Here is a 12,665-nt window from a genome sequence, read left to right on the forward strand (position 1 = left end):
GCGCTGTGACTCTGCATACCGGACGCCACCGCTGTGTCCGTCGTGGCAACCACGCCACGCCAGCCATTCTATCGACGACAAGCGGGGCACTACTTGATCTAGATCAATTCCAGCGTCGCGGGACGGAGAAAACTCAAGGACGTATCGATGACCTTTGACTGCCTGACCTTTCCGGAGAACCGCATGATCCCGACACCATCCTTACAGTCCACCACCTTTTCACCACCCAGACTGGGCCTGGCGCTGGCCAGTGCGCTGCTGAGTCTACCCGTCCTGGCGCAGGATGCCGCGCCGATTGCCCGCGTGGAAATCACCGGCTCGAACATCCGCCGCGCGCAGGCGGAAACGGCTTCGGCCGTACAAACCCTGAACGCGGCCGACATTGAAAAGTCGGGCAAGTCCAGCGTGGCCGAACTGCTGCAGACCCTGGCCGTCGACAACCAGGGTTCCGTGCCCACGTCCTTCGGCAACGGCTTTGCCGCCGGCGCTTCCGGCGTGTCGCTGCGGGGCCTCGGCACGGCCTCGACCCTGGTCTTGCTGAATGGCCGCAGGGTGGCGCCGTACGGCCTGGCCGACGATGGCCAGAAAGTGTTTGCCGACCTGAACATCATTCCCCTGGAAGCGGTGGAACGGGTGGAAATCCTCAAGGATGGCGCCTCGGCCATCTACGGTTCGGACGCCATCGCCGGCGTGGTCAACGTGATCCTGCGGCGCGACTACCAGGGCACGGCCATCAAGGGCAATTACGGCAAGACCAAGGAATGGGACGGGCGCGACGCGCGCGCCGCCATCACGCACGGCTTCGGCGACATCGACAGCGACCGCTACAACGTGCTGCTGAATCTCGAATACAGCGAAAAGGCCGCCATCTGGAACCGCGACCGGGCTGGGCGGGGGGCCGTCGGCCGCAGCGACTTGCGCGACCTGGGCTTCAGCGCGCAGGAGTCGCTCAGCGGCGCGGGCGCCATCACCACCAACAATGCGGCCGGCAGCGCCGTCAACGGCAATGTGCGCAATCCCGACACGCTCGACTACTACAACCGCGGCAATCTCGCCGGCGCGGGTTTTACGCGCGCCTTCCCCGGCGCCGCCTGCGGCAACTTCACCACGCATCCGCAAGGCGACCCGGGCGGCGGCTGCCTGACCGATGCTGCGCAACAATACGGCCAGATCCAGCCGAAACAGAAGAACATCAATTTCTTTGGCCGCGCCGCCTGGCAACTGACGCCAGCGTTGCAGACGTATGCCGAATTGAACGTATATCACAGCGAATCGCACTCGGCCACCACGCCGTCCACGGTCAGCGGCTCGGTCGGCTACCCGGGCGGCCCTGTCAGCAATGCGGGCGTGTCGCTGGGCGCCGCCCACCCGGACAATCCGTATTTCGGCACGGCGGCGCGGCTGCGCTACCTGGCCGCCGACGTGGGGCCGCGCCTGTCGGAAGTCAATTCCACCTTCACGCGCTTTGTCGCCGGCATCAAGGGCGCGGTGGCGGGCTGGGATATCGACAGCGCCTTGCTGTACTCGCAGAACAAGGTGTCGAACGACTTGAACGGCTACCTGCAGCGCGACGTCGCCTTCGCCCTGCTCAACCCGACTGCCGCGAATGTGGCGGCGGCCAGCCTGAACCCCGCGTATGCAGCCCTGCCGGCCGGCAGCCTGTGGCGCATCGCGGAAAACGCGGGCCTCAACTCAGTCGAGCTGTACGCGGCCCTGTCGCCGCGTATTTCCAACGATGCCAAAACGCATATCGCGCAGATCGACTTCAAGGCCAGCCGCGAGGTGGCCAAGCTGGACGGCGGCGGCCTGGGCGTGGCCGTGGGTGCCGAATTCCGCCACGAATCGACGGAACTGAAGCCCACCACGGGCACGGAGCGGGGCAATATCATTGGCCTCGGCTATTCCGCCTACAAGGGCAGCCGCAATGCTTCGGCCATCTATGCCGAGGTGCTGGCGCCCGTGCTGAAAACCGTGGAACTGTCGGGCGCCCTGCGCGCCGACCATTTCACCGACGTGGGCAATTCCTATACCCCGAAAGCGGGCGTGAAATGGACGCCCCTGCGCGAACTGGCCCTGCGCGGCACCTTCGCCAAGGGCTTCCGCGCGCCCAGCGCGGCGGAAAACGGCGTCGGCGGCCTGGCAGCGTTTTCCACCGCCAGCGATCCGCTGCGCTGCGGGCTCGGCGTGGAGGTGGCTTGCGATCCCGCCTCCATCGCCGTCATCACGTCGCCCAATCCCAAGCTGTCGCCCGAGCGTTCGCGCAGCTATTCCGTGGGCGCCGTGTGGGACCCGCTGCCGCGCACCAGTATTTCCGTGGATCTGTGGCAAATCCGCCGCAAGAATGAAATCAACCAGGAGCAAACGGACACCGCCATCGCCGAAGGCCATGTGGCGCGCGACCCGTCGACGGCCACGGGCATCGCCGGCGATCCGGGTGCCATCACGGCCGTGCTGGCCAATTATGTGAATTCGGCGCAAACGACGGTGCGCGGCATCGATATCGACGCGCGCCAGCGCTTCAGCCTGGGCAGCGACTATGGCAGCCTGGTGTTCGACCTGAAATGGACGCACTTGTACAAATGGCTGCGTACGGAGCAGGATGGCACGCAGCGCGATTTTGCCGGCACGCATGGCAATTGCGATGTGTCCAACTGCATGGGCACGCCGGACGACCGCATCAACCTGGGTGCCACCTGGGAGCGCCAGGACTGGCGGGTCACGGCCAACGTCAACTACCGCGCGCCGCTCGACAACGTGCTGTTCAAGAATGACCCGGACGGCTGTGCCACGCATTTCGCCGACGGCACGGATGCCCCTCGCGGCTGCCGCATCGCCTCGTTCACCACGGTGGACCTGACGGCCCGCTGGCTGGCCACGCCCAAGCTGGAAGTGTTTGCAACGGTGCAAAACCTGTTCGACAAGATCGCCCCGCTCGACCCGCTGACCTATGGCGCCACGGGCTACAACCCGCTCGACTACGCGGGCGCGGCGGGACGGTTCATCAGCGCGGGAGTGAAGTACAAGTTCTGAATTTCGTCATATTTTCAACGTATCAGGCGTTTCAGGAACCGTAGCGAGCAAGCCCAATATTGGGTTGAGTAGCGCAGCTGTACTTCAGGTACAGCGAGCAACGCAAACTCAAGAGTGGGCTGCGCGGTAGGTTCCTGAAATGGCGATCTAAGCCGTCCCGCCGACCGTAATGCCATCCAGGCGCAAGGTCGGCTGTCCCACGCCCACGGGCACGCTTTGCCCCTCCTTACCGCACACGCCCACGCCCGAATCGAGGCGCATGTCGTTGCCGATCATGGAAACGCGATTGAGCACGTCCGGGCCGTTGCCGATCAGGGTGGCGCCCTTCACCGGGTAGCTGAGCTTGCCGTTTTCAATCATGTACGCTTCGCTGGCCGAGAAGACGAACTTGCCGTTCGTGATGTCGACCTGGCCGCCGCCGAAGTTGACGGCGTACAAACCGTTCTTGACGGACGCGAGGATCTCGCCCGGGTCCTTGTCGCCGCCCAGCATATATGTATTCGTCATGCGCGGCATGGGCAGGTGGGCGAACGATTCGCGGCGCGCATTGCCCGTCACGGGCATCTTCATCAGGCGCGCATTCATGGTGTCCTGGATGTAACCCTTCAGGATGCCGTCCTCGATCAGGGTGGTGCACTGCGTCGGATTGCCCTCGTCATCGATATTCAGCGAGCCGCGCCGGCCCGCCAGGGTGCCGTCATCGACCACGGTGACGCCCTTGGCGGCCACGCGTTCGCCGATGCGGCCCGAAAACGCGGACGAACCCTTGCGGTTGAAATCGCCTTCCAGGCCGTGGCCGATCGCTTCGTGCAGCAGGATGCCGGGCCAGCCCGGTCCCAGCACGATGGTCATGGGACCGGCGGGCGCCGGGCGCGCTTCCAGGTTCACCAGGGCCGAATTGACGGCGTCCGTTGCGTATTGTTCCAGCACGGCATCGCTGAAATAGTCATAGCTGAAACGCCCGCCGCCGCCGGCCGAGCCCGTTTCGCGGCGGCCATTCTGTTCCGCGATCACCGTCAGCGAGACGCGCACCAGCGGGCGGATGTCGGCCGCCAGCACGCCATCGCTGCGCAGCACCAGCACCACGTCGTATTCGCCGGCCAGGCCCGCCATCACTTGCACCACTCTGGGATCTTTCGCCCGCGCCATCTTTTCCACGCGTTCCAGCAATTGCACCTTGGCCGTGGCATCCAGCGAGGCGAGCGGATCGTTGGGCAGGTACAAGGAACGGCCGCCCTGCGCAAGCATCTGGCCCGCGATCCTGATTTTGCCGGCGCCGGCGCGCGCGATGGTACGCGTGGCCGCCGCCGCTTCCAGCAGGGCCCGCTCGGAAATATCGTCGGAGTACGCAAAGGCCGTCTTGTCGCCAGACACGGCACGCACGCCCACACCCTGGTCGATGGAAAAACTGCCCGTCTTGACGATGCCCTCTTCCAGGCTCCAGCCTTCGCTCTTGGTCGACTGGAAGTACAGGTCGGCATAGTCGACCTTGTGCGTAAACATCGTGCCCAGGGCTTTCAACAGCTTGTCTTCATCCAGGCCGAACGGCGTGAGCAGGATATCGCGCGCCACAGCCAGGCTGGACAGATTGGGTTCAAATGGGATCATGGTTCTTTCTCACAATTCAATTCACATGGTGCGGTGCGCCAGGGCGGGCAGCGACTCGCGCACGCCGGCCAGGAACACCAGGTCGATCTCGCCACTCACCACGCCCTCGCCTTCGGGCAGCACGGCTTTCACTTCGCCCCACGGGTCGATCAGCATGCTGTGGCCCCAGGTGCGGCGGCCGTTCGGATGCAAGCCGCCTTGCGCCGAGGCCAGCACATAGCACTGGTTTTCGATGGCGCGCGCGCGCAGCAGCACTTCCCAGTGGGCGCTGCCCGTCGTATGGGTAAACGCGGCCGGCACGACGATCAGCGCGCAATCGCCCATGGCGCGGTACAGCTCGGGAAAGCGCAGGTCATAGCATATGGACAGGCCGACCCGGCCGAACGGCGTCTCGATCGAGCGCACCTGCGCGCCCGGCACGATGGTGCGCGATTCATTGTACGACTCGGTGCCGCGCGTAAAACCGAACAGGTGGATCTTGTCGTAGCGCCCGGCCGGCGCGCCTTGCGGGTCGTACACCAGCGTCGTATTGAGTACCTTGCCCTCCTCACCGGAAATCAGGGGCAAGGTGCCGCCGATCAGCCAGATGCCGTGCTGGCGCGCCATCTGCGCCATGCCATCTTGGATCGGTCCGCTGCCGGGCTGTTCCGCATGGGCCAGCTTGTCCGTTTCCTGCTTGCCCATGATGGCCCAGTATTCAGGCAGCACCACCAGCTGCGCGCCACCGGCGGCGGCCTGCGCCACCAGCCGGCGCGCCGTGGCCAGGTTGTCTTCCACGGAGGGCGAGGAAATCATTTGTACTGCTGCGACTGTATGCATCATTGCCACCTCTTATCCATTCGAACGCCTCGCCTATTTCGCCACGGCCTCCACGGCTGCAGCGGCAGGCACGGCGACAGGTTCCAATTTACCACCATCGAGCTTGGTCACGACGGGCGATTTCCACGGGCCGGCGATCTGCATGTGGTAAGTGAGCGCCTTCATCACGGGAGCGCGCAGGAACAATTGCGCCAGGAAACTGCCCAGGCCGATGACGGGATTGACGGCCAGCGCGTACACGAGCGGCCCCGTGCCCAGGTTAAATTCGGGGATCACCACCACGTGCAAATTCGTCGTTTCATTGGCGATATCGGCCGTGCCATCCATCAGCACGGTGGCCGCCACGCCATGCATCTTGAGGTTGTCCGTGGTCACGACGCCGCGCTTGATGCTGGCGTTGGCCGTGATGCCGTCGAAGGCCAGGCCTTCGGAAAACACGTCGTGGAAATCGAGTTTCAGCAAACGGGGCAAGGCTTGCAGGCTGAGTACGCCCAACAGCTTGGCCGCGCCCGGATCCTGCTTGAGGAACTGGCCCGATTCCACGTTCATCTCGATCTGCCCCGACAAGGTGGGAATGTCGAGCGAATACGGCAAGCCATTCCAGGCGATGTCACCGCTCAGGCGGCCCTTGCCGCGACGCACCGTATCGGCAAAGCCGAAGCGGTCGAGCAACTTGCCCGCATCGACGATATCGAGGCCAAAACGCAGGCTGGTCGTGCTTTGCCCATCCTTGATGACCCATTTGCCATTGCCGCTCAGCGCGCCATCGGGGTTCGACAGCTGCAGCTTGCCCACGCGCCATTCTCTCCCGCCCGCCGCCATGGTGTTATAGGCTTGCAACTCCAGCCGGCCGATCTTCTTGTTGAACAGTTCAAATTGCTCGGCGACGATATCAAGCGAAGGGATCGACTGGGCGCCACTTTTTCCTTCCAACAGATTCTTCACGTCGTTGGCGGCCGACTCGGGAATGATCAGCGACGACAGGCGCGCCGTCATCTTGCCCAGGCCGGACGGCGTTTCCAGCCACGTCACATAGCCGGACACTTGTTTCGCGTCAATATTGGCTTGCCACACATCCTTTTGATGCGTGGCGCCCACAACCACGTTTTCCAGCTTGCGCTCGCCCAGCATCAGTTCGCTGGCACGGGCCGCCATCATGTCAGGCACCACGTATTGCGCAATATCGGGCGCATCGTCGGCGGCACCGCTGTCGGCCGGGGCCGTGCCGCTGCCGGCGATTTCACTGCCGGCGGCAATCCAGCTGTCCACGTCCAGGGTTTTCATGTTGACGTTGAACATCATGCCGCTGTCCGGTTCCGGCGCCGGCACATTCACGCCGATGCCGCCGCGCACCAGGCGCCAGGCATCCTTGCCCTGCTTCTGGCGCTGGTAGCGGGCAGCGATGCCGGAACCCAGCGCGATGCGGATATCGTCCGTGCGCAAGCCCGCGCCGTTGGCCGCATTGCCCGTCAGGGTGAATTTCACGGGCAGGCTGTCGCCGGCCGGCTTTTTCAGGGGGGCGGGGAAATCCAGACCCAGGCCCGTCAGCGGCGACTCGACATTGACGACCACCTGGTGGTCGCGCGCCGTGATCAGGCCGCTGTAACGGGCGCCGCCATTCAAATGTTTCGCCAGGCGCTGCAGCACGGGCGCCGGATAGGTCTTGCGCAAGCCGTCGATCGTCATGTTGCCGGCCAGTTTCACCTGGATGGAACTGTCCGGCTGCGTGCCGCCCGAAATGGCCAGCGGCCCGCCCAGCAGGCTGCCATTCAAACCATTCAGGTTGACGCCTTTTTCGTTGAATTCGATCTTGCCCTGCGTGCCGAGCACGGGCGGCATGTCGTGGAACAGCACCACGTCGTTGCCCGCCAGCTGCAAGCTGCCCTGCACGGTCGACTCGAGCATGCGCTCTGTCGGCAAGTGCAATTTGAGGGCCAGCTTGGCATTGCCCGTTGCCGTCGTTTCATCCGTGAAATGCTCGATCCAGCCGAGCACGGGGCTGGCCGTCACGTACTTGAGGAATTCCTGCATCGGGCCGGCCGCATTGCCCTCGATATCGAGCAAGGTGTCGAAGACGGTCAGGTCGGGGATCACGGCTTTGACATTCGTCAAGGCCACACCGCCCGTGGTGGCCGTGTCGCCGCGGATTTCCATGCGCGCCCGCTCGAACACGAAACTGCCCTTGATCTTTTCCGCCTGCGGCCACAGCGGTGCCTTGCCGGCCAGGGGGCCGCTTTCCGCAAATTCGCCGGGCGCGTAGTTCAGCGTGCCATTCTCGATCTTGCCGGCCACGCGGAAGTCGCCCCGGTTGCGCTGGGCCGGGGTGTCGGCCTTGAAGGGGAAATGTTCGAGTTCGCCGCGCAGGCGCAGGCTGACATCGCGCGCCACGCCGCCCTCCAATGCACCCGTCAGCCAGTGGCGCAGGTGCTCGGGCGTTTGCAGCGGCAGATAGCGGCCGATGGTGTTGATCTGGAAGTTGTCGATCGTGCCCGTCACATCCACCTGACCCAATTTGCTGCCGTCGAGCGGCAAACGCTGCGAACCATGCAAGGCGACCCGCATGCCTTGTTGATTAAAATCAAGCCTGTCCAGGTCAACTTGCAGCATATTATCTGCTTGGAAAGCCCAGCGCGCCTCCATTTCGAATTGTTCGAACGGCAAGGCCGGCTCACTCAAGTAGGAGGCCAGTTGCAATACCAATCCCTGTGCATCGATATCGATCTTGCCGCCCTTGTCGCTGGCGTCGATACTGCCCGTCAAATGATCGAAACCGGGGATAGCCGGTGCGGCCGCCTGCGCAGGGCTGGTCGCCGTCTTCGCCACGGCCAGGCGCGCCGGCTGCGCATTCAGGCCCAGATCGATGAGCTTGCCACGCAAACGGTAGCTGGCCGGCGTCGCCATCTCGCCTTCCCATTGGGCAGAAAAATCCTGCAAACGCCCGCGCGGCGCCAGGGCGTCGAGGCGCTGGCGCTGCTGTTCGCCCAGCGGCAGCTTGTCGGCCAATGCGGCCAGGGTCTGCAAATCGAGCGACTTGGCCGTGATTTCCGTACGCGCCGGCTTGCGCTTCGTGGCGGCAACAAAGCGTTCGGACAGGGTCGTGGGCGGCAGGCTGAGGCCATCGCGGGTTTCCACCGCAAAATTCGTCAACTCGACCTGGTGTCCATTCGCGCCAAAGGTAGGCTTGCCGTCAGGCACCTGCGCCGACAGCTCTTCTTTTGCCGAAATACGCCCGCTGACCGACAGCAAGTCGAGCGGCGCGATATGTTCGCCCAGTTGCGCCTGCACATCCGTCAAGCCCACGTCGGCCGTGAAGCCGGCCAGGCGCGCGTGATCCAGGCTCAACCAGGCGCGCAGGGCGCCCTTGCCCTGGCTCAGTTCAAACGGATAGTCGAGATAGCGGCGCCAGGCGGCCAGGTCGGCATTTTTCAGGTCGGCGTACAGTTCCCCCTTCCACATCGACACATCCGAGATGCGCGTGCTGAAAGGCGGATGCGTGAAGTGGGCGCGCACATCGATGGGCGCGGCCAGGCTAGGCGGCGGCGTGGCCTGCAAGCCCAGCCGGTGGCTGCGCCAGCGGTTGCGCAACAGCACATTGACCTGCGATAAAGCCAGCTCAGGTGTGCCGCGCGCTTCGTCCGTCCAGCGCACCTTGCCGTCGCGAATGATGATGTCATGCTGCGACAGCAGCCAGTCGGCGCCCTTGCCATCGCTGCCTTGCGTGCTGTCGATCAATACCCCGGCTACGTACAGCTTGCCATCCTTGCTGCGCCGCACGTCCAGGTCGGGCCGCGTGATTTCCAGGGTAGTAAAGCGCACGGAGCCAAGCACGCTCCACCACGACACGGTGGCCGATATGCTCGGCAGGCTCAACGCCTGGCGGCCCGCTTGGTCGCGCAGGGTCACGTCGCCAAGGAAGAGATTCGGGCGTACGCCATGCCAGGAGGCATAAATGCGCGCAATGCTGACAGGGTTGCCCAGCGCGCGGCTGGCCGCCCGCTCGATATCGCCTTTGTAGTAATCGATATTCGGCAAGATCGCGTAGCGCAGGAATAAAAACAGCACGGCAAAGGCGAAGTACGCCAGCAATACCAGTTTGATGGTAAAACCCAACACATGGTGGGTGGCCAGGTTGGCCATGCGATAGGCAGCACGCAACCGCTGCCAGCGCAGGGCCAATGGCACATGTTCTGTCACGCTTGCTTCTGGCGGTTTTTGCATCAATAAGCTAATAAACTGGCCCGGCGTCAAATAATGGCAAAAATCGTCTGCATTCGTGGTGCGCGCCTGCATCCTTGCGCTTGCGTCTGAGCAAAGCCTCCCTTACCATCGTCCGGAAGAGCACGCACTGCCGGCGGTATTGGGCCGGCGGCACAATTTTACCGCATCCCCCGCCGTTCGCAGCCAAGTTAAGCAAGAACATGCACGCAGCATCCACGAGACACTTACCGATACCATGAGCACACAGCCTTTGATCTCCGCCTCCCGTTTCTACCAGCGCTGGCTGGACGCCGCCCCCGAGCGCGCCGCGCAGGTGGCGCAACTGGTGCGCGCGCCGCTGGACGGGCTCGACTTTGCCGCCGAGTTGGCCGCCCAGGCGAATGCCGCCACGCCGCCGCTGCCGCCCGAGCGGGCCATGCGCCGCCTGCGCAACCTGCTCGTCTGCGGCCTGATCGCGCGCGATCTTGGCGGCCAGGCCGACTTGAACGAAGTCGTCACGGCCATGACGGGCTTTGCCGATTTCGCCATCCGCACGCATGTGGACGCCATCATGGCCGAAATGGTGGCCCTGCACGGCATGCCTGTCGGCGAGGAGTCGGGCGAGGAGCAGGCCTTGATGGTATTGGCGATGGGCAAGCAAGGCGGCGGCGAACTGAATGTCTCGTCAGATATCGACCTGATCTTTGTCTACCCGGAAGATGGCGACACGCAAGTCACCGTGGCGGGCCAGCGCAGCCTGTCCAACCACGAGTTTTTCATTCGCATGGGCAAGAAACTGATCGCCGCCCTGGCCGAGATCACGCAAGATGGTTTTACTTTCCGCGTGGACATGGCCTTGCGTCCGAACGGCAACTCGGGTCCGCTGGCTGCCAGTCTCAGCATGGTGGAACAGTACCTGATCGTGCAAGGGCGCGAATGGGAGCGCTACGCCTGGGTCAAGGCGCGCGCCGTAACGGGCAAGGCCGAGGATATCGCCTCGCTCGACGCCATCGTGCGCCCGTTTGTCTTCCGCCGCTACCTCGATTTCGGCGTCATCGATGCCATCCGCACCATGCACGGCCAGATCCGCGCCGAGGTCAACCGCCAGGAACGGCTGCACCCGGACCGCAGCAACAACGTCAAGCTGGGCCGCGGCGGCATCCGCGAAATCGAATTCCTCGCGCAAGTATTTCAATTGATACGGGGCGGGCGCGACGCCGAGCTGCGCGAACGTTCCACGCGCGCCACCCTGCGCACGGTGGCAGACAAGGGCTTGCTGGAGCCGGCCATCGTGGAACAGTTGCTGGGTTCCTACACCTTCCTGCGCAACCTCGAACACCGGCTGCAATACCTGGACGATGCACAAACCCACACCCTGCCCGCGAATGACGCCGACCGCCTGACCGTGGCGCAGATGATGGGCTTGCCCGACACGCCCACCCTGCTGGCCCAGCTGGAAGCACACCGCGTATTTGTCGCCGGCCAGTTCGACGAGATGTTCAGCGACAAGAGCAGCGGCACGCCGCCGGCCGACACGGGCATCGACCCGCAAACGTCGAACGACTGCGCCGCGTCCGACCAGCAGGAAGCCATCGAGGCGCGCTTTGCCGCCCTGGGTTTCCATGAGCCCGCCGCCTGCGCGCGCCGCCTGCTGGCCACGTGGCAGGCGCCCCGTTTGCAATCGTTGCCCGAGGCGAGCCGCACGCGCCTCGTCGCCCTCGTCAATTCCGCCCTGCCCCTGATCACCGATTGCTCCGTTTCCAACGGTAATGCCAGCCAGCTGGCCACCCTGGGCCGGCTGCTCGATTTCCTGGAAGCGATTGCGCGCCGCTCGGCCTATCTGTCGCTGCTGACGGAATACCCGCATACGCTCGAGCGCGTCGTGCGCATGGTGTGCGCCAGCGGCTGGGCCGCCACCTTCCTCACGCAGCACCCGATCCTGCTCGACGAACTGCTCGATGAGCGCATCCGCAACACGGTGCCGGACCCGGCCGCCCTGGCGCTCGACCTGCAGCGCCAGCTCGACGACGCGCCCGGCGACACGGAGCGGCAGATGGATATCCTGCGCGAAATGCACCACGCGCAGCTGTTCCAGTGCCTGGCGCAAGACCTGGCGGGCGACCTGAGCGTGGAAAAACTGGCCGACTACCTGTCGCAGCTGGCCGACATCATCGTCGCCGCCACCGTGCAAGCCGTCTGGCAAACCTTGCCGACGCGCCACCGCGACGTGCCGAAATTCGCCGTCATCGCGTACGGCAAGCTGGGCGGCAAGGAACTGGGCTATGTGTCCGACCTGGACGTCATTTTCCTCTTCGACGACGACGACCAGGAAGCGCCCGGCCTGTACGCCAAGCTGGCGCAACGTTTCATTACCTGGATGACCTCGCACACTTCGGCCGGCATTCTGTTCGATATCGACATCGCCCTGCGTCCCGACGGCGCCTCGGGCATGCTGGTTTCCAGCGTGCAGGCATTCGAGCGCTACCAGAGCAGCGCGGCCTGGGTGTGGGAACACCAGGCGCTCACGCGCGCGCGCTTTTGTGCCGGAGATACCACCATCGGCAAGCATTTTGAGCGCATCCGCGACACGATCTTGCGCAAGGAGCGCCCGGAAAACGGCCCGCTCAAGGGCGAAGTGGTGGCCATGCGCAAGAAGATGCTGGATGCGCATCCGCCCCGCCCGGGCAGCTTTGACTTGAAGCAGGATCCGGGCGGCATGATCGACATCGAGTTCATGGTGCAATACCTGGTGCTTCAGCATGCGGCGCAGTATCCGCAACTGACGGCCAACTCGGGCAATATCGCCCTGCTGCGCCTGTGCGGCGAACTGGGACTGATCGACGCCCAGCTGGCCGCCCTGGTCGCCGACGCCTACCGCGCGCTGCGCAAGCTGCAGCACCAGTTGCGCCTGCAGGGGCAGGACCTGGCCCGCGTGGAACCGGAGCGCGTGCGCGTGCATGCGGATAACGTCGTGCGCCTGTGGCAAGCCATCTTCGGCGCCGCAGCCTGAG

Annotated in this window: 5 protein-coding genes; 2 read left to right on the plus strand and 3 right to left on the minus strand. The window is 64.4% G+C overall.

Annotated elements, in window-relative coordinates; translation table 11 throughout:
- Positions 1-147: 147 nt before the first annotated feature.
- Positions 148-3,030 (plus strand): TonB-dependent receptor, encoded by a 2,883-nt coding sequence (locus CSQ91_RS21310; RefSeq protein ID WP_257217430.1) that lies wholly within the window; start codon positions 148-150, stop codon positions 3,028-3,030.
- 147 nt (positions 3,031-3,177) lie between these two features.
- Here CSQ91_RS21310 and tldD read toward each other — a convergent pair whose 3' ends face one another.
- Genes tldD through CSQ91_RS21325 form a run of 3 tightly spaced genes read right to left on the minus strand, consistent with a single transcriptional unit; the run spans position 3,178 to position 9,675 of the window.
- Positions 3,178-4,638: a metalloprotease TldD gene (gene tldD / locus CSQ91_RS21315; RefSeq protein WP_099389535.1), complete on the minus strand. Its 1,461-nt coding sequence runs from the start codon at positions 4,636-4,638 to the stop codon at positions 3,178-3,180.
- A gap of 21 nt (positions 4,639-4,659) precedes the next feature.
- Positions 4,660-5,460, minus strand: coding sequence for a carbon-nitrogen hydrolase family protein (locus CSQ91_RS21320; RefSeq protein ID WP_034782501.1), 801 nt, complete (start codon positions 5,458-5,460; stop codon positions 4,660-4,662).
- Between the two features lie 30 nt (positions 5,461-5,490).
- Entirely contained in the window at positions 5,491-9,675 is a 4,185-nt protein-coding gene (locus tag CSQ91_RS21325; RefSeq protein ID WP_070260193.1) for a YhdP family protein, read from the minus strand.
- Positions 9,676-9,910: 235 nt separating this feature from the next.
- On the opposite strand from CSQ91_RS21325, the gene glnE reads away from it, so the two are divergent.
- Positions 9,911-12,664, plus strand: coding sequence for a bifunctional [glutamate--ammonia ligase]-adenylyl-L-tyrosine phosphorylase/[glutamate--ammonia-ligase] adenylyltransferase (glnE, locus tag CSQ91_RS21330; protein WP_373630537.1), 2,754 nt, complete (start codon positions 9,911-9,913; stop codon positions 12,662-12,664).
- Position 12,665: the final 1 nt, after the last annotated feature.

The sequence above is a fragment of the Janthinobacterium sp. BJB301 genome (assembly GCF_002735685.1).
In the GTDB taxonomy this organism is placed as follows: Bacteria; Pseudomonadota; Gammaproteobacteria; order Burkholderiales; family Burkholderiaceae_D; genus Janthinobacterium; species Janthinobacterium lividum.